Raw genomic sequence first — 17112 nt, 5'->3', positions numbered from 1 at the left:
AACAAGAGCCTGAAGAAGCTCCTTTCCGACCATCCGCACACCTGGTGGTACGCCCTCACAGGAGAAGTAAAGGAGCCCTGCCGTGAACCGTCGCTGCATAGCCGTCGCCGCGCTTGCGTTACTGGCCCTGTCCGGCTGCTCGTCAGACAAGGACAAGGCCGAACCGACCGCTTCACAGGCTGACGGCGCACGCCGGGTTGTCGACGACTACATCACCGCTCTCAACGCACGCAGCGCGACCAATCTCATCCGGGTCGGTGGCGTGAAAGACGCACCCTGGTCTCGGCAGGAAGCAGCAAAGATCCTCGCTGCCAAGGGCGGACGTGGATGGAAGATCAGCAACTTGGAGATCGACCACGACATGGGACCCAGCACCGGAAGCGCTCATCTCGCCGCCAAGGACGAGGCGGGCAAGCTCATGAACGACACCTTCACGGTGATCCGGGACAAGGGAACGTGGCACCTCGTCGTCTTCTCCGGGCAGCCCACTCCGCCTGGCAAATCGCCGGCCTCAACCGCCACGCCGGCTGCCTCCTGACAAGAGCAACTGCTGCTGTGTTCCTCTAAGACGCGATCCGGTAGACGCCGGGCGGGTCCAGCCGGCCGTTGGTGCGTCGTTCGGTCATCACGCCCGAGGGCTGTCCGCCTGCACGTATCGGGCCGCGTCCTCGGCCAGTGCGGCCGGCAGGTCCCCGTCCTTCCATAGGCTGAGCACCATCGCCGCGGGGATGGGGACCTGGCAGACCACTAGCGGCTCTATCGCCGGCATCGCCCAGGGGGGCCTCGCTGACCTCCTCCACCCGCCGCTTCGAGGCGGCCTGCACCCCGGCGCAGATGGCCTCGCGGTGCAGGGCGCGGTTCGGCGAGTACGTCAAGCTTGCGGATGCCATCGCCGCCGAGATCGCATCCGGCAAGGTGCCGCAGGGCGCAGCACTACCAGGCGAGCGGGCCATGACCGACGTATACGGTGTGAGCATCGGCACTGTGCGCCGAGCCATCGTCGAGCTGCGAAAGCGCGGCCTCGTGGCAACTCTGCCCGCCAAAGGCACTTACGTCATCGGGACGCCCGACTCGCCCGCTGACACCCCGGAGAACGCCAACGGGACCGCCGACTGACGGTCCCGTTGGCGTCGGCGCATCGCTACTCGGCGGCCTTCGTCCGCCCGCCCCCACGTTTCCCGGGAAGCCACTCGCGGAGGTGGGTCTCCGACCGGTGGGGGGCCGGCGCGGGCGTGTCCCAGGTGCTGGACCAACGGGCGAACGGGCCGGACAGTGCGCCGATCCGGCCATTGCAAGCCACCAGGCGGCCGCAGAGCGCGGCCGATGGTTGTACCGCTGCCAGGCGCCTCGTTCCGCTGCCGCCGCCCGCCCGGCGGCCCTCCCTGAACGGCCCCTCGGCCGCGCCGACCGTGACCGGCACGCCGCCGGCCAGTCCCGTACAGCCCCTCACCTCAAGACGCGGCAGTCATACCGAGGGGTCGCAGGTCGTCGAGGAATCTCAGTCTGACCGGTCGGCGCCGAGTCCCGCATCGCGGGCCAGCAGGGCGGCCTGGACGCGGTTGGTGACGTCCAGTGCGGTCAGGATGCGGCTGACGTGGGCCTTGACGGTGCTCTCGCGCATGGTGAGGCGGGTGGCGATGTCGGCGTTGGTGTCGCCCTGAGCGAGGAGTGCGAGTACGTCGCGTTCGCGTGGGGTGAGTTGATCCAGCCGCGCCCGGGCCGCGGTGGCCCGGGGCTGGTTGGTCGCGTGGTAGCGGTCGATGAGGCGACGGGCCGCGGTGGGGTGGAGCATCGCCGAGCCGGCGGCCACGAGGTGGACGGCGCGCAGGATCTCGGCCGGGTCGGTGTCCTTGAGCAGGAACCCGTCGGCGCCGGCGGCGAGGGCGTTGTAGACGTACTCGTCGAGGTCGAAGGTGGTCAGGGTGATCACCTTTGGCGGGTGGGGAAGGGCGCGCAGCCGGGAGGTGGCGGCGATGCCGTCCATGCGGGGCATGCGTACGTCGACGAGGGCGACGTCGATGTGGTGCGCGGTGGCCTGCTCGATGGCCTGGAGGCCGTCGGCGGCCTGCGCGACCACCTCTATGCCGTCATCACCGCCGAGGAGGTCGGCCAGGCCGAGGCGCACCAGCGCGTCGTCGTCGACGATCATGACGCGGATCATGTGCGGGTGCCGTTCTGTTCGACGCCGGGAGGGTGGGGGATGCGGGCGGCCACCCGCCAGGTGCCGGCCCCGGCGGGGCCGGCAGTGAGATGACCGCCGAGAGCGGTGACGCGTTCCCGCAGTCCGACGAGGCCGTATCCGCCGCCGACAGTGTCCGTGCGGGGGGTGCCAGGGGGATTGGTGACCTCGACATGTGTGGCAGGCGGACGGTAGTCGACGCGTACCGTCACCGGGGCGCCGGATGCGTGCTTGCGAGCGTTGGTCAGTGATTCCTGGACGATGCGGTACACGGCGAGCCGGTGGGTGGTCGGAGCTTGCTCCGGATGGCCTTCCGAGGTCAGCTCGATGTGCTGCCCGGCGGCAAGGGCTTCGTCGACCAGCTCCCGCACTTCTCGCATGACCGGTGCGCGTGCGGCAGCCGATGGCTCGGCGTCGGGCTCGCGCAGGGCACCGAGAATGTCGCGCAGGTCGGCGAGGGCTTCCACGGATGTCCTCCGCAGCAGGGTGAGCCGCTCGGCAACGGGTGCAGGCAGCGCGTCCCTCCTGGTCGCCAGCACACCGCTGTGCAGGGCGATCAGGCTGAGCCGGTGGGCGAGTACGTCGTGCATCTCCGCGGCGATGCGGGATCGTTCCGCATGACCGGCCGCCTCTTCGCGAAGCTTCGACTCGATGCGCAGATGCTCGACGTCCGAGGCCAGCGCCTGGACCAGCCTCCGCCGACTGCCCAGCCACAGACCGAGGATCACGGCCAGGGGAGGCAGGAACAGAGCGGACGCGTACCGGTCCGGCGTCCACAGCGCGGTTGCCGGGTAGCCGAGCACATTGGCGGCCAGGGCGGCGACGCCGCATCCCACCGCCGCCCGTGCCCGGCCGTCCACCGCCAGGTCGAACAAGGCGACCACGAGCAGCGGCAGCAGCAGTGACCCCCACCACGCCGTCGCTGCGGTGACCAGCAGCGGCGCGAGCGGCCATCGCAGGCGCGAGGAGAGCAGGGCGGCTCCGCACAGCAGGGCTGTGGCGGTGACCGGGAGCAGGTGCTCTCCGCCGTCGATCGTTGCCGCGTTCAGCGCGGCGGCCGACACCAGCAAGGCCACGAGCGCTGCCCGCCCGTAGGCCCGCCACCTGCGACCTTCTCTCCTGCTCACCCTGGCCATGCTAGGCAGACCGCCGTGCCGCTTCGTCTGACGATCGGCGATGCCAACCCCATACTTTCGTAGGGGGATGCGGTAGAAGAACGACGGATTCGGGTCCGGAAATCCGTTTCTAGCGTCGAATCCATGAACGACTGGACCACCTCCCATGACCGTGTCCTGGCGCAGCGCCGCGCCGAAGGCTGGATGTTCCTGATCGAAGCGGCCCGCGACCTGCGGACCACCGGCGCCATAGCCCCCAGTGGCAAGGCACTGGCCCGAGCCCTCACCGAACCTGTGCGGGCCCAGGCATCCGGCCCATTGGCAGTACTGGAAGTCGGCGCCGGGACCGGAGCGGTCACCCGTACCCTGATCCCCCAGCTGCCCCGAGGCAGCTGTCTGGACATCGTCGAGGCCAACCCACGCTTCTCCGCGGGGCTGCGACACCTCGTCACCGCCCATCCCCGTCTGGCGGCCGGGGCCGCGCAGGTGGACGTGCACGGGACGTACGTCGAGCAGTTCGACACCGACCAGCGATACGACGTGATCGTCTCCGGGCTGCCGCTCACCAACTTCACGCCCGTGCAGGTCGAGCGCATCATGGCCCGCTACATGGAGTTGCTGCACCCCGGCGGCACCCTCACCTATTTCGCCTACCTCGGCACCCGCAGAGCCCGCGCTGTGACCGCCTCACGGACCGAAGCCCGCCGGCACGCCGCGGTGGACGAGGTCATGACCGCCTACCAGCGCAGCTATGCCACCGGCCGCTGGACGGTGTGGGCCAATCTGCCTCCCGCTTACGTCTGGCACTTGCAGCGGCCCCTCCCCGCCACCGGCAAGCCTTCCGCCGGGGCGAGGCAGTGAACACGCTCTCCGGCATCCTCCACCACCTCCCGTCGACCGCGGCCTACATGGTCGTGGCAGCGGCGGTCCTGGTTGAGTCGATCCTTCTCGTCGGCGCCTTCATCCCCACCCTTACCCTGCTCCTGACCGCCGGCGCGCTGGCCCGCACCGGTCACGTCAGCCTTCTCCTCGTCATCGCGGCCGCGGCCGCGGCCGCGGTGACGGGTGACTTCCTGGCCCACCGCACCGGCAGGTTTCTCAGCGACCGGCTGCGCGAAGGCGGCGTGGGGCGGCGTGTCCCGAATGCCGCCTGGAACCGGGCCGAGACGCTGATGACACGACACGGCGGCCGGGCGGTCCTCCTGGCCCGCTTCGTGCCTGTGGTGCGCACCCTCGCCCCGCACTTCGCGGGCGCGACCCGCCTGCCCTACCGGCGCATCGCTCCCTACAGCGTCATAGCGGCCTGCCTGTGGGCGGCAGCGGAAGCGGGTGCCGGATACGCCGCCGCGACCTCTTTGCAGCGCGTCCTCACTGTGGGCGGCCCGGCTTTCACCGTGGTCGCCCTGAGCGCGACCGGGGGCGCGCTGCTGTGGCGAAGGGTGCGCCGTCCGCTCCCCGAGGGCCAGCAGCCGGCGCCCGCCACGAAGTCGCGCCCTGCCCAGGCAGGAACGACGACGCCGGTCCCGTAGGCGCGCATCTACTCGCGGTCCGCTCCCGGGCTCCGTCTCGGCCTGAATGCCGCTCGCTCGCCGACTCCGTTCGCTCTGCCGCTCGCCGCCGGTGGATCCGCCTGACCTCACCCCGGCGAACCCCCGCGGTCACAGCACGATCCCGGGGTGTCATGTCTACGCTGGCGACGTGACATTGGTGTGGGTGACGGGCAATTCAGGGACCGGTAAGTCCACGGTCTGCGGGGAGTTGCGAGCGCGTGGCCACGTCGCACTCGACGCCGACGAGGACGGCTTCAGTCGCTGGATCGACCGAGCCAAGGGCGAGGTTGTGGCGGATCCCCCGTATCCGGTTCCTGGGGGCTGGCTCGACCGATACGGGTGGGCGATCGTCCGTGAGCGCGTGGAGACCCTCGTCGAGGAGTCTCGTTCCCGCATCGCGTTCTTGTGCGGGTCGGCGGAGAACGAGGCAGACGTCCGCGATCTTTTCGACCTCATCGTGTGCCTGGTGATCGATGAGGACACCCTCCGCCACCGGCTCGCGACCCGCACCACGAACGCATTCGGTCGACATCCCGAAGAGCTCGCAGCGGCCCTGAGGTGGAATCCTCGAATGCGAGCGGTCTACGAAAGCCGTGGCGCGACGATCATCGATGCGTCCAAGCCGCTGATCGGGGTGGTGGAAAGCGTGATCGACGCGGTTCAGGGGCTGACAGAGGCCGCCCGATAACTGTTGTCCGCTTGGAACCTGGCATTGGTGGGCTGGGCAAGTCACCGTAGTCATGCCAGCCGCAGCCAGTTCATCCCGTCCCGTCGTCCCGGCGGCCGCGTGCAGGCCCTGGGCGTCGAGCACCACTAGAGGTCGTAGACCACCGTCACCGGCGCGTGGTCCGACCACCGCTCGGCGTGCGTGGCCGCCCGCTCCACGAAGCCCTTGACCGCCTTGCCGGCGAGCCCGGGAGTCGAGACGTGGAGGTCGATCCTCCAGCCTGCGTCGCTGTCGAAGGCCCGCCCCCGGTAGGACCACCACGAGTAAGGCCCCGCCACATCCGGATGCAGCGCCCGTACGACGTCGACGTAGCCGCCGTCCGTCTCGTCGAAGACCTGGCTCAGCCACTCCCGCTCCTCGGGCAGGAACCCCGAGTTCTTGGTGTTGGAGCGCCAGTTCTTGAGGTCGGCCTGCTGGTGGGCGATGTTCCAGTCGCCGACGACGAGCACCTCGCGCCCGTCGGCGGCGGCCCGCTCGCGCAGGCCCTTGAGGTAGGCCAGGAACTCGGCCATGAAGCGGATCTTCTCGTCCTGCCGCTCGGTGCCGACCTCGCCGGAGGGCAGGTAGAGGGAGGCGACCGTGACGCCGGGCAGGTCGGCCTCGACGTATCGGCCGCTGGTGTCGAACTCGGTGGAGCCGAAGCCGATCCGGACGCCGTCGGGTTCACGCCGGGTGTAGAGGGAGACGCCCGCACGCCCCTTGGCGGCGGCCGGGGCGTGCACGACGTGCCAGCCTTCGGGCTGCCGGACAGCTTCGGGCAGTTGCTGCGGCTCGGCGCGCACCTCCTGAAGGCACACCACGTCCGCCGAGGTGTCCGCGAGCCACTCCACGAAGCCCTTCTTCGCGGCGGCCCGCAGTCCGTTCACATTCACCGAGGTCACAGTCAGCACCAGGGCACGATACCGGCACACTGGACGGGCGCTGTTTTTGGCAGGTCCCTACTATGCATGAATGTACGATACTCAGCATGAATATACGTCGCGTTCTCTTCGACCACCCCGACGCCGTGAAGCTCAACGACGAGGTCCAGGCCGAGTACCACCTGCGCTACGGCGACGGCGGTGACGCCACCGTCCTCGACGCGTCGGACTTCGAGCCGCCGAGGGGCGTGTACCTGATCGCGTACGACACCACCGGCAGACCCGTCGCCACGGGCGGCTGGCGCAGCCAGGACACCAACGGGGAGGGCAACCTGGACGGCGACGCCGAGCTCAAGCGCATGTTCGTGGTCGAGGCGATGCGCGGCCGGGGCCTCGCCCGCCGCATCCTGACCGCCCTGGAGGACAACGCCCGCGCGGCCGGCCGCCTCCGCATGGTCCTGGAGACCGGCACCAAGCAGCCGGAGGCCATCGCCCTGTACACCTCCAGCGGCTACGAGCCGTGCGGCAAGTTCGGCTACTACCGTCACTACGAGGACAGCCGCTGCTTCGCGAAAACGCTGCGGTGAGCTGCAACGGCCGTCGCACGAAAGCGCCTTGGGCTTCGAGCTGCGGCCGTTCCAGATCCTGACGCTGCGGCGGCGCTTCCCTACTTCCCGCCGATGCCCTTCTCCCCGATGTGGAAGATCTTGTGGCTGCCGCGGGTCATGTCGACGACCAGCTTGGTGGGGTGGTTCATGCCCCAGGTGAGGGTGATGACGGCCTCCGTGTAGTCGGCGGTGCCGTTGTCGGTGACCTTCCAGGCGAGCGGGACGTTCTGGGCGCGCAGGACACCGTTGGCGTGGTTCTTCTTCTCCCAGGCGTTCAGTTCCTTCTGGAAGGCGGGGGTGAGGTAGTGCTCGCGCAGCGCGGCCCGGAGCTTGACGCTGCCCTCGTCGTTCATCGCGTCGATGTAGGTGCCGTAGAAGTCGGCGATGCGGGTGATGTTGTCGGACGTCTTGCCGCTGACGCTGCGCGGGGTGCCGGCGGAGGCCGCCTGGGCGGTGGCGCCGAGGCCGAGGGCGACGGCGAGGACGCCGGCGGTCAGGGCGGTGCGGGTCTTGCGGTTCATGGGTGTTCTCCGATTTCCGAAGTGGCTGGGCATGGGTGTCCCCCGTGAACGGGTGCATGAGGTGACGGTTGTCGCGGCGACGCCGGTTAGTCGGTCCGGCCCTGGTCGGTGCGACACCAGGAGCATCGGCCGCCACGGGAGCCCGGCGCAACGCTCGACGCCCGTTCGGCGACAGTGGAACCATCCCAGCCCATCTGACGTGCAGGTATATGGGTGCCTGGGATACGGGATTCGCGGGATTCGGTGGACGACGGGGGAACGGTGTCGGCTCGGGGCGACGTCGAGCAGTTCGCGGAGCTGCTGCGGCGGTTGAAGGACCGTACGGACCGGAGCTACGGCTCCCTGGCCCGGCGCGTGAACATGAACACCTCCACGCTGCACCGTTACTGCGCGGGGGAGGCCGTGCCGCAGGACTTCGCACCCGTGGAACGGCTGGCCGCTTTCTGCGGGGCGACACCGGAGGAACGACTCGAACTGCACCGGCTGTGGCTGCTCGCGGTGGCGGCGCGACAGCGGGTCCGTACGGCGGCTGGGGCGGACGAGGAGCCGGTGGAGCCGGTGGAGCCGGAGGAGGAAGCGCCCGCCACCGCTGAGGACGAAGCGCCCGCCCCGGCTCCCCGCCCCTGGTACCGCCGCCGACGGGTCCTGGTGTCCACCGCTGCCGCCTGCGCGCTGGTCGCGACCCTGGGCAGCCTGTCAGCCCTGCCGGCCGATCGCCCCTCGGACGCGTCCGGCTCGCGTACGACCGCTCCCACGAGGCCCCACGGCTCATCGAAGCCGACCCCGTCCACGAGCCCCTCCCCCACCGGCGACGACAACTCGTCCTCACCCAATCCGAAGACCAAGACCCCTGGCTCGCCCGCCGCGAGCAGGGGCACAAACCCCACCCACGCCGCAAAGCCGGCCACCGGCGTGCCCGTCACCTGGAGCGCCGACTCCCAGATCTGGAGCGGGGGCTGCGACCACGACTACGTCATCGACAAGCCGCCCGCGCAGGTCCCCCCGCCCCCGGTGCAGCAGGACGCCGCGGCCTGGGCGGCGACGCAGGGGGCGGTGCACGGGCGGGAGACGATGGTGCAGATCTCGTTGCAGGGCCGGTCGTCCACGGCCGTCGTCCTGGAGGCGCTCCGGGTCCGCATCGTCAGCCGCGGCAACCCGGCCCCCGGCACCGCGTACTCCATGGCCCAGGGCTGCGGCGGTGACCTCACGCCCCGCAGCTTCACAGTGAACCTCGACGCCGACCGCCCCATCGCCCGCCCGAAGGACGGCGCCGACGCCGCCGACACCGAACACACCATCCCGGCCGTGCACTTCCCGTACCGCGTCTCCGCCGAGGACCCCGAAGTGCTGCTGGTCGACGCGACGACCCAGACCTACGACGCCCGCTGGTACCTGGAGCTCGACTGGTCCTCCCAGGGCCGCACCGGCACGATCCGCATCGACGACCACGGCCGCCCCTTCCACACGACCAGCACCAAGGGAATGCCCCGCTACTGGTACGGCTCGAACGACTCCGGCGAACGCCAGTGGGTCCACCCCTACGGCAGCTAGTCCTCGGCGGTGTCCGGGTGGGGCGTCGGCAGTCGTCGGCCGCGGGACTCCGCCACGCGCAGTACGTCGGCGAGGCACTCGGACAGCCGGATCGCGGTGTAGCGCACCTCGACGTTCGGCGACAGCGGATCGCCCAGCAGCCGCCGGGCCTCGACGAGCGTCTCCAGGCCCTCGGCCAGTTGCAGGACCTCCGTGTCGTCGGCCAGTCGCGAGAGGTATCCACCTCGCTGCCATTGGCAAGGAAGCAAGGCTTGCCGTCTGGCGAGAGCCACGGCAGCAGCCGGAGTGCGGGGAGGGAGTGCATCAGGCCGCCGCCTTTTCGTGGGCGGTGAGGTAGGGACGTGCGAGGAGGCTTTCGTTGCCGTCGAGGGGGAGGTGACGGCTGTACGGGGAGCAGTGCAGAGGGAGGCACAGGGTGCCGACGGTAAGGCCCGGGGGGCGGAGATCGCCTGCACGGCGGGACCCGGTGCCGGGACCGAAGAGAAGACTGAGCCATTGGACGAGGCGGCGGATAAGGTCATGCATGTCGACGCTCCTGGTTAGCGTTGGCCGTGCCCCGGGAGGTCTGATCCACCTCGCCGGGGCCTTTGCATGCCCGAAGGACACCGCGATGTATCCCTCTATATACAAGTACAGAGGGATCCATCCGAACGTGCACGTGCTGCCATGCCTACGTTGGACGCATGAGCGATACCGAGGAGACCAATCCAGCCCTCGACCCGATGAGCGCGAAACCGCTCTACGTTCAACTGGCCGACGTCATCACAAGGCAGATCAAGGCAGGGAAGCTGGCTCCGGACCGGCCGATCCCTTCGGAGAACCACCTCGCCGACGAATACGGGGTGGCCCGGCTCACCGCCCGACGAGCCGCGCAGGAGCTCCGCGAACGCGGACTCGTCGTCACCGTGCGCGGTAAGGGCTCCTTCGTCGTGGAGCAGCCGCCGACCGACACACCTGAGAACAGGGACGGGACCACCGACTGACGGTCTTGTCCCGATGTCGTCGCCTGCGGACGTCGAATTGAGATAGAAGAGTCCAGCATGAGCGAGACGACGATCGACCTCGATGACGACGCGCTGGAGGAGGCCCTGCGTGTCACCGGCGGTGGCACCAAGGAGGACTTAATCAACGCCGCCCTCCGCGAATACACCGAACGCCACGAGCGTGCCGCACTCGTGACCAAGTACTTCCGCGCCGCCCAGCAGTGGGACTACAGCGGCTGGCAGCGACACCGCGCCGAGGGCAAGCAGGGCGACGCGTGAAGAACAAGCAGACGCTTGCCCGGCTCCAGGAATCGCCGAGACCGCTCCTGCACCGCAGAGACGGCGAGGATCTGGTCCTCAGCACCGCGGCGCGGGCCGAGCAGGACCAGACCGTGGTGTCGGCAGCCACTCGCATGCTGGCCGCGATGGCATGCCAGGAGCCCGGCAGCATGGAACTGCTCCTCGACATACTGCCGGACGCCTTCCCCTGGGGCCGCTTCCTGCCCGAGCCCGACCTCCACGCCTTCGCCGCCGAACTGGTCGACACCATGCGCGCCGCCGGCTCCATCGGCAACAGCGCCTCCGTCGCCCAACTGCTCATCGCCTGGCAGCACACCGCCGAGGTCCACTCCGACCCCGAACTGCTGGCCGCACTGACCCAGGATCACGGCGAAGGCTAGGCCAAGGGCTGGGAGCCTTGCCCAACAGGCCCCGGGAAACGACAAAGATCCCGACCGATCAAGAAGATCGGCGGGATCTCGTCAACTGCCCCTGAGTGACCTCAAGTACAGCGATGCGTGGACCTGAGGGGATTCGAACCCCTGGCCCCCTCGATGCGAACGAGGTGCGCTACCGGACTGCGCCACAGGCCCTTGCAACGAGTGAAACTTTAGCATCCCCATCGGGGTGCTTGGAAATCCGTTCCCTGACTGGTCAGGGCCGCGGGCTTCACTCGTTGGCCGCGCGGGGGCGGTCGCCTTCCTCGTACTGGTCGAAGAGGGGGGTGCGGCCGCGCTCGCGGGCACGGCGGGCGGAGGCGGCGCGGCGGGCGTCGGTGCGGCCGTCGTCGGCCGGGCGGTCGTCGTCGGCGGCGGACTCCGGGGCGCCCGGCTCGGGCTCGCGCTCGGCGGCGGCCTGCGCCTCGTGTTCCGGGGTCACCGGGCCGGACCGGGCGGAGCTCCAGGTGTCGGGGGCTCCCAGGTCCACGTCGGAGGTGGCCCGGGGTGCGACCGGCGCGGTCACGTACGTCGGGAGCGGCACCGGCACCGGGTCCCAGCTGTCCCCGTGCCCGGGCCGGCGCCGGCGCTCGCGCTGCTGGTCGACCCACTCGGCGTGGTCGGTCTGCTCGACGAGGGCGCGGCGGTCCGCGGCGAGCGCTGACGTCCCGGGGTCGGTCTCCGACTCGGGGCCGTCGTCCGGCTCAGGGACACCCGTGTCCCCGGCCAGGGGCGCGCGCCGGCGGGGCTGCTCGCGCAGCCGCTGGGCGGCGACCTCGGCCCGGCGCCGGTCCATGTGGTAGGCGAAGCGGCGGCGTTCCTGGGTACGCAGGTAGACGATGTACGCGCTGAGCATGACGGCGGGCACAGCGGGAGCCCACAGGAACGCCAGTCCCCCGACGGCGGCGACGATCGCACCGAGGGTGAAGGCCAGGAAGAGCAGCACGGTGGTGCGCCGACGACGCGCGAGCACCTTTGTACGCCGGGCGCGCGCCGCGGCCGACGACTCGCCGGCGGGCGCCCGCCGTGCGGCCGGTACCCGCTTGGACGCGGACGCGGGGCCGGGGGCGGAGGCCGGGGCGGGGATCGACACGGAGGCGGGGGGCGACTTGCGCGCGGGCGCGACCGTCTTGGCGCGCGCCGGTTCCGGACGCTCCGTGGCCTCCGGCTCGGCCTCCACCCGCGCCTGCCGGCGGGACGGAGGTACGGCGAAGGCCCGGACGTCCACCGAGTCGGTGGCGACGCCCGGAGCGTCGGTGGCCTGCTCCCCCTCCTCGGCGGAGCGCGACCGCAGGTCCCTGGCGTACCGACGCTCCATGCCCGCCCGTCCGGACAACAGCCGGATGGCGGTGCTGAAGCGTTCCGTCGGACGGGCCTCGTTCAGCTCGTCCTGCCTACGGAGCCACATCGGCACCAAGTAGGCGGCCCAGGCCCCGACGATGACTGCGTAGATGAGGCCGCTGCTGCTCACTCTCACACCGTAGAGGGGTTTGCACGAGGGCATCCGCCAATTGGGCCGGTGTGTCGCACGATCTGGCTGATATTTCCAGCATTTTTTGCGCTCGATGCGATCAACCGATCAATTTCGAACGCTCATTCGATTAGAAGCCGGCGGATTGCGGCCCTATTCAATTGGACGCGTTCTGCGAGCGTGCGCGCCGCCAGCGGGCCAGCAGGCCGTCCGGTACCTCTTCGGCGGTGAGCGCGAAGACGAGGTGATCGCGCCAGGCTCCGTCGATGTGGAGATAACGCGGCCGCAGGCCCTCCTCACGGAATCCGAGTTTCTCCACGACCCGGCGGCTGGGCCCGTTCTCGGGACGAATGCAGACCTCGATGCGGTGCAGTCCGACGGTGCGGAAACAGTGGTCGACGACGAGCGCCACGGCCGTCGGCATCACCCCGCGCCCGGCCACCGCCCGGTCCACCCAGTAGCCGACGTGCCCCGAGCACATCGAACCCCAGGTGATCCCGGCGACCGTCAACTGGCCCACCAGCTGTCCCTGGTACTCGATGACGAACGGCAGCATCCGGCCCGCGTTCGCCTCCGACCTGAGGTGGCGGACCATCTGCCGGTAGGTCGGCCGGTGGGCGACCGGACCGGTGGGCGTGGGCGGCGGAATGGTCGCCTCCCAGGGGCGCAGCCAGTCCCGGTTGCGCCGGTTCACGTCGCGCCACGCCTTCTGGTCGCGCAGCCTTATCGGCCTCAGGACGATGTCGCCGTCCACCAGCACGGCGGGCCAGGATGGGCTGTTCAGCTCGCACCCCCACTGCCGGCGCCGGGTCTGGGGTGGTCGCCGCCGCGGATCTGGTCGACGGCGTGCGCCAGGAGGGGCTCCAGGACGGCCAGTCCGTCCTTCACCCCGCCCGTGGAACCCGGCAGATTGACGATCAGCGTGCCGCCCGCGACTCCCGCGAGACCCCGCGAGAGCGCCGCGGTGGGCACCTTGTCCCGGCCGAACGCCCGGATGGCCTCCGCGATGCCCGGCACCTCGTACTCGATCACCCTGCGGGTCGCCTCGGGCGTGCGGTCGGTGGGCGAGACGCCGGTGCCGCCGGTGGTCACGACGACCTCGTACCCGGCGTCGACGGCGGCGCGCAGAGCGGCCTCCACGGGGTCGCCGTCCGGGACGACCTGCGGCCCTTCCACGGCGAACCCGAAGCTCCTGAGGCCGTCCGCGACCAGCGGGCCGCCCCTGTCCTCGTAGACCCCGGCGGCGGCCCGGTTGGAGGCCGTGACCACGAGAGCCCGGTAGGTCATGCCCGGCTCCAGTCGCCCGACTTGCCGCCCGTCTTCTCCTCCACCCGTACGTCCGTGATGACCGCTCCCTTGTCGACCGCCTTAACCATGTCGATCACGGTGAGCGCGGCGACCGACACCGCGGTGAGGGCCTCCATCTCGACACCCGTACGGTCCGTCGTCTTCACGGTGGCCTGGATCTCGACGGCGTCGTCCGCGACCGACAAGTCCAGTTTCACACCCGACACCGACAACGGATGGCACAGCGGAATCAGATCCGGGGTGCGCTTGGCCCCCATGATCCCCGCGATGCGTGCGGTGGCGAGGGCGTCGCCCTTGGGGACCCCCTCGCCACGCAACAACTCGACCACGCGCGCGGAGACGAGGACGCGGCCGCTGGCACGGGCGGTGCGGGCGGTCACGTCCTTGTCCGACACGTCCACCATGCGGGCCGCGCCCGCGTCGTCGATGTGCGTCAGTCGGTCCTGCGTACTCATAACTGTGCGGTGCTCCCGGTCCCGGCCTGTTGTGCGCGACGGCCTGTTGTGCGCGACACGGTACCGCCATCCGGCGCCGCTCAGCCGAGCAGGACCACCTCGACCTCGGTGCCGGGCTCGACGCTCACCACGTCCTCGGGGACGACGATCAGCGCGTCGGCCTGCGCCAGGGCCGCGACCAGGTGCGATCCGGAGCCGCCCACGGGCGTCACCTCGCCGTCGGCGTACGCCCCGCGCAGGAACTGGCGGCGCCCCTTGGGCGAGCTCAGCGTCTCGTCCGACTTCAGGACCGCCCTGGTCGTGGGCCGGTGCACATCCGCCAGCCCCATCAGCGTGCGGATGGCGGGCCGCACGAACAGCTCGAAGGAGACGTACGACGACACCGGGTTGCCCGGCAGGGCCAGCAGCGGTGTGTGGTCGGGGCCGATGGAACCGAAGCCCTGGGGCTTGCCGGGCTGCATGGCGAGCTTGCGGAAGTCCACCCCGCTGCCCGGTTCCTCCGCGTCACCGACGTGCGACAGCGCCTCCTTGACCACGTCGTACGCCCCGACGCTCACCCCGCCCGTGGTGACCAGCAGGTCGGCGCGGATGAGCTGGTCCTCGATGGTGGTCCGCAGGGTCTCGGCGTCGTCGACCACGGCACCCACCCGGTAGGCGATGGCGCCCGCGTCCCGGGCGGCCGCGGTGAGGGCGAAGCTGTTGGAGTCGAAGATCTGGCCGCTGCCCAGTTCCTCGCCGGGCTGGACGAGTTCGCTGCCGGTGGACATCACCACCACGCGCGGGCGCGGGCGCACCCGGACCGTGCCGCGGCCGATCGCGGCGAGCAGCGCGAGCTGCGGCGGGCCGAGGACGGTGCCGGCGTCCAGGGCGCGGTCCCCGGCCTGCACGTCGCTGCCCGCGGCCCGCACGTGCGCGCGTGCCTCCGCGGGGCGGTACACGCGCACCTGGCCGGTGGCGCCCTCGGGGGCCAGACTGCTCGCGCGCATCCCGCCGACCGGGCCCTCGCCGAGCCCGCCGTCGGTCCACTCCACGGGGACGACGGTCTCGGCGCCCGGCGGCAGCGGCGCGCCGGTCATGATGCGGGCGGCCTGTCCCGGACCGACGGGGGTGAGATGGGCCGCGCCCGCCGCGACGTCCCCGACGACGTCCAGGACGGCCGGGAACTCCTCGCTCGCGCCCGCCACGTCCGCGACCCGCACCGCGTACCCGTCCATGGAGCTGTTGTCGAACGGCGGCAGCGAGACCGGCACCGTGACGTCGTCGACCAGGACACAGCCCTGGGCGTCGAGCAGTTGCAGCTCGATGGGGTCGAGGGGGCGGACGGTGGCGAGGATGTCCTCCAGGTGCTCCTCGACCGACCACAGGTGGTCCGGGCCGGCGGGGCTGGTCGCGGCGCTGCTCAACTCTGCTGCATCTCCTCGGCTACGTAACTGCGAAGCCAGGTCCGGAACTCCGGGCCCAGGTCTTCACGTTCGCACGCGAGCCTGACAATGGCACGCAGATAGTCGCCGCGGTCGCCGGTGTCATAGCGGCGGCCCTTGAAGACGACGCCGTGCACCGGGCCGCCGGCCTTCTCGTCATCGGCCATCTGCTGGAGGGCGTCGGTCAGCTGGATCTCGCCGCCGCGGCCCGGCTCGGTCTTGCGCAGGATCTCGAAGACGTGCGGGTCGAGGACGTACCGGCCGATGACCGCGTAGTTCGAGGGGGCGTCCGCCGTGTCCGGCTTCTCCACCAGGCCGGTCACCTTCACGACGTCACCGTCGTCGGTGGCCTCGACGGCCGCGCACCCGTAGAGGTGGATCTGCTCGGGCGCGACCTCCATCAGCGCGATCACGCTGCCGCCGTGCACCTCCTGGACCTCGATCATGCGCTGCAGGAGCGGGTCGCGCGGGTCGATCAGGTCGTCGCCGAGCAGGACGGCGAAGGGCTCGTGCCCGACGTGCGGGGCGGCGCACAGGACCGCGTGGCCGAGGCCCTTGGGGTCGCCCTGGCGCACGTAGTGCATCGTGGCGAGGTCGCTGGACTCCTGGACCTTGGCGAGCCGGCCGGCGTCGCCCTTCTTCTGCAGAGCCGATTCCAGCTCGTAGTTCCGGTCGAAGTGGTCCTCCAGGGGACGCTTGTTGCGTCCGGTGATCATGAGGACGTCGTCGAGCCCCGCCGACACGGCCTCCTCGACCACGTACTGGATCGCGGGCTTGTCCACGACCGGCAGCATCTCCTTGGGAGTGGCTTTGGTGGCCGGCAGGAACCGGGTGCCGAGGCCTGCTGCGGGAATGACAGCCTTGCTGATCCTGGGGTGCGACTGAGTCATGCCCGCAACCTTATCCGGTGCCTTTGTGGGCAAACTGTGGCTCCGGTTTGGTTGTCTCTCATTTGAGCCTATTGAGGAAAGTGCGGGTACGGCCGGTGGACCGGACAGGACGCGAGGGCGAGCCTGACAAGCGAATGTTGCGGCGGGAGTTCCTCACGGTGAGGGGCAGGTTGACGCCCGATGACGTGCGGGAGGCGGCGACCGCGCTGGCCGGGCGCGCCCTGGAGCTGCCGGAGCTGGCACACGCGCGCGTGGTGGCCGCGTACGTCTCCGTGGGGAGTGAGCCCGGCACGCTCGCGCTGCTCGACGCGTTGCGCGCGCGGGGCGTACGCGTGCTGCTGCCCGTGCTCCTGCCGGACAACGACCTGGACTGGGGCGTGTACGCCGGTGAGGGCTCTCTCGCGCGCGTGCAACACGGCGGGAAGATGGCGCTGTTGGAGCCCTCCGGTCAGCGGCTCGGCCCGGACGCCGTGACGGCCGCCGACGCCGTCCTGCTGCCCGGCCTCGCGGTGGACACGCGCGGGATGCGGCTGGGGCGCGGCGGAGGCTCGTACGACCGGGTGCTGGCCCGGCTGGAGCGCGCGGGCGCGGATCCCGCGCTGGTGGTGCTGCTGTACGACGCGGAGGTGGTCGAGCGCGTCCCCGAGGAGCCGCACGACCGGCCGGTGCACGCGGTGGTGACGCCGTCGGGCGTACGGCGCTTCCGGGATACCCAGCGGGGAGCCGAATGAGAAATGGCCCTCCACGCGTGCGTGGA

General features: G+C 70.7%; 22 protein-coding genes and 1 tRNA gene. 11 read left to right on the top strand and 12 right to left on the bottom strand.

The annotated features are described in order from the left end of the window. Positions 1 to 82: 82 nt before the first annotated feature. Positions 83 to 538: a hypothetical protein gene (locus ACH45E_RS20155; RefSeq protein WP_361443306.1), complete on the top strand. Its 456-nt coding sequence runs from the start codon at positions 83 to 85 to the stop codon at positions 536 to 538. A 296-nt stretch (positions 539 to 834) separates the two neighbouring features. Then, positions 835 to 1116, top strand: a complete 282-nt coding sequence (locus ACH45E_RS20150; protein ID WP_361443303.1) for a winged helix-turn-helix domain-containing protein — start codon at positions 835 to 837, stop codon at positions 1114 to 1116. Positions 1117 to 1498: 382 nt separating this feature from the next. Here the strand turns inward: ACH45E_RS20150 and ACH45E_RS20145 are convergent, their stop codons facing one another. Further along, on the bottom strand, positions 1499 to 2161 hold the full coding sequence (locus tag ACH45E_RS20145) for a response regulator transcription factor (RefSeq protein WP_361443300.1): 663 nt from the start codon (positions 2159 to 2161) through the stop codon (positions 1499 to 1501). Continuing rightward, a complete protein-coding gene (locus ACH45E_RS20140; RefSeq protein WP_399041115.1) occupies positions 2158 to 3315 on the bottom strand; it encodes a sensor histidine kinase in 1158 nt (385 codons plus the stop codon). The genes ACH45E_RS20145 and ACH45E_RS20140 overlap by 4 nt, the downstream gene beginning before the upstream one ends. 123 nt (positions 3316 to 3438) lie before the next feature. Between ACH45E_RS20140 and ACH45E_RS20135 the strand changes: the two genes are divergently transcribed. The 3 genes from ACH45E_RS20135 (at position 3439) to ACH45E_RS20125 (ending at position 5532) form a co-directional block, all read left to right on the top strand. Beyond that, positions 3439 to 4155 carry a methyltransferase domain-containing protein gene (locus tag ACH45E_RS20135; protein ID WP_361443294.1) on the top strand — a complete coding sequence of 239 codons (717 nt, stop codon included), beginning with the start codon at positions 3439 to 3441 and terminating at the stop codon, positions 4153 to 4155. After that, positions 4152 to 4823 (top strand): VTT domain-containing protein, encoded by a 672-nt coding sequence (locus ACH45E_RS20130; protein WP_361443291.1) that lies wholly within the window; start codon positions 4152 to 4154, stop codon positions 4821 to 4823. Before ACH45E_RS20135 ends, ACH45E_RS20130 begins: the two co-directional genes overlap by 4 nt. 169 nt (positions 4824 to 4992) lie before the next feature. Next, positions 4993 to 5532, top strand: coding sequence for an AAA family ATPase (locus ACH45E_RS20125; RefSeq protein ID WP_361443288.1), 540 nt, complete (start codon positions 4993 to 4995; stop codon positions 5530 to 5532). Between the two features lie 125 nt (positions 5533 to 5657). Here the strand turns inward: ACH45E_RS20125 and ACH45E_RS20120 are convergent, their stop codons facing one another. Then, a complete protein-coding gene (locus ACH45E_RS20120; protein ID WP_361443285.1) occupies positions 5658 to 6461 on the bottom strand; it encodes an exodeoxyribonuclease III in 804 nt (267 codons plus the stop codon). A 77-nt stretch (positions 6462 to 6538) separates the two neighbouring features. Here ACH45E_RS20120 and ACH45E_RS20115 point away from each other — a divergent pair, with 77 nt between their 5' ends. Continuing rightward, positions 6539 to 7018: a GNAT family N-acetyltransferase gene (locus tag ACH45E_RS20115; RefSeq protein WP_361443282.1), complete on the top strand. Its 480-nt coding sequence runs from the start codon at positions 6539 to 6541 to the stop codon at positions 7016 to 7018. A gap of 80 nt (positions 7019 to 7098) precedes the next feature. On the opposite strand, the gene ACH45E_RS20110 is transcribed toward ACH45E_RS20115, so the two are convergent. Next, on the bottom strand, positions 7099 to 7560 hold the full coding sequence (locus tag ACH45E_RS20110) for a hypothetical protein (protein ID WP_361443279.1): 462 nt from the start codon (positions 7558 to 7560) through the stop codon (positions 7099 to 7101). A gap of 261 nt (positions 7561 to 7821) precedes the next feature. On the opposite strand from ACH45E_RS20110, the gene ACH45E_RS20105 reads away from it, so the two are divergent. Then, positions 7822 to 9111 (top strand): helix-turn-helix transcriptional regulator, encoded by a 1290-nt coding sequence (locus ACH45E_RS20105; protein ID WP_361443276.1) that lies wholly within the window; start codon positions 7822 to 7824, stop codon positions 9109 to 9111. Here the strand turns inward: ACH45E_RS20105 and ACH45E_RS20100 are convergent. Further along, complete coding sequence (locus tag ACH45E_RS20100) at positions 9108 to 9359, bottom strand: hypothetical protein (RefSeq protein ID WP_361443273.1); 252 nt, start codon at positions 9357 to 9359, stop codon at positions 9108 to 9110. The genes ACH45E_RS20105 and ACH45E_RS20100 overlap by 4 nt on opposite strands. Positions 9360 to 9794: 435 nt before the next feature. Between ACH45E_RS20100 and ACH45E_RS20095 the strand changes: the two genes are divergently transcribed. Genes ACH45E_RS20095 through ACH45E_RS20085 form a run of 3 tightly spaced genes read left to right on the top strand, consistent with a single transcriptional unit; the run spans position 9795 to position 10774 of the window. After that, complete coding sequence (locus tag ACH45E_RS20095) at positions 9795 to 10094, top strand: GntR family transcriptional regulator (protein ID WP_361443270.1); 300 nt, start codon at positions 9795 to 9797, stop codon at positions 10092 to 10094. Positions 10095 to 10151: 57 nt separating this feature from the next. Continuing rightward, positions 10152 to 10373, top strand: a complete 222-nt coding sequence (locus ACH45E_RS20090) for a type II toxin-antitoxin system VapB family antitoxin (protein WP_361443267.1) — start codon at positions 10152 to 10154, stop codon at positions 10371 to 10373. After that, a complete protein-coding gene (locus ACH45E_RS20085; protein ID WP_361443264.1) occupies positions 10370 to 10774 on the top strand; it encodes a hypothetical protein in 405 nt (134 codons plus the stop codon). Before ACH45E_RS20090 ends, ACH45E_RS20085 begins: the two co-directional genes overlap by 4 nt. 118 nt (positions 10775 to 10892) lie before the next feature. Here ACH45E_RS20085 and ACH45E_RS20080 read toward each other — a convergent pair. The 7 genes from ACH45E_RS20080 to galU form a co-directional block, all read right to left on the bottom strand. After that, positions 10893 to 10966 (bottom strand) — tRNA-Ala (locus ACH45E_RS20080). A 76-nt stretch (positions 10967 to 11042) separates the two neighbouring features. Next, positions 11043 to 12281, bottom strand: a complete 1239-nt coding sequence (gene glpR / locus ACH45E_RS20075) for a gephyrin-like molybdotransferase receptor GlpR (RefSeq protein WP_361443261.1) — start codon at positions 12279 to 12281, stop codon at positions 11043 to 11045. Positions 12282 to 12438: 157 nt separating this feature from the next. Further along, positions 12439 to 13041, bottom strand: a complete 603-nt coding sequence (locus ACH45E_RS20070; RefSeq protein ID WP_361443258.1) for a GNAT family protein — start codon at positions 13039 to 13041, stop codon at positions 12439 to 12441. Positions 13042 to 13061: 20 nt separating this feature from the next. After that, positions 13062 to 13568: a molybdenum cofactor synthesis domain-containing protein gene (locus ACH45E_RS20065; RefSeq protein WP_361443255.1), complete on the bottom strand. Its 507-nt coding sequence runs from the start codon at positions 13566 to 13568 to the stop codon at positions 13062 to 13064. Further along, positions 13565 to 14044 carry a cyclic pyranopterin monophosphate synthase MoaC gene (gene moaC, locus ACH45E_RS20060; protein WP_361443252.1) on the bottom strand — a complete coding sequence of 160 codons (480 nt, stop codon included), beginning with the start codon at positions 14042 to 14044 and terminating at the stop codon, positions 13565 to 13567. Before moaC ends, ACH45E_RS20065 begins: the two co-directional genes overlap by 4 nt. A gap of 80 nt (positions 14045 to 14124) precedes the next feature. After that, positions 14125 to 15447, bottom strand: a complete 1323-nt coding sequence (gene glp, locus ACH45E_RS20055; protein WP_361443249.1) for a gephyrin-like molybdotransferase Glp — start codon at positions 15445 to 15447, stop codon at positions 14125 to 14127. Next, positions 15444 to 16355, bottom strand: a complete 912-nt coding sequence (galU, locus tag ACH45E_RS20050; RefSeq protein WP_361443246.1) for a UTP--glucose-1-phosphate uridylyltransferase GalU — start codon at positions 16353 to 16355, stop codon at positions 15444 to 15446. The genes glp and galU overlap by 4 nt, the downstream gene beginning before the upstream one ends. A gap of 134 nt (positions 16356 to 16489) precedes the next feature. Between galU and ACH45E_RS20045 the strand changes: the two genes are divergently transcribed. Then, positions 16490 to 17086, top strand: coding sequence for a 5-formyltetrahydrofolate cyclo-ligase (locus ACH45E_RS20045; RefSeq protein WP_361443243.1), 597 nt, complete (start codon positions 16490 to 16492; stop codon positions 17084 to 17086). Positions 17087 to 17112: the final 26 nt, after the last annotated feature.

It is taken from the genome of Streptomyces sp. NPDC020299, from assembly GCF_044387825.1.
Taxonomy (GTDB): Bacteria; Actinomycetota; Actinomycetes; order Streptomycetales; family Streptomycetaceae; genus Streptomyces.
The sequence above is the reverse complement of the archived record's forward strand: the minus strand, read 5'-3'. Positions and strand labels throughout refer to the sequence as shown.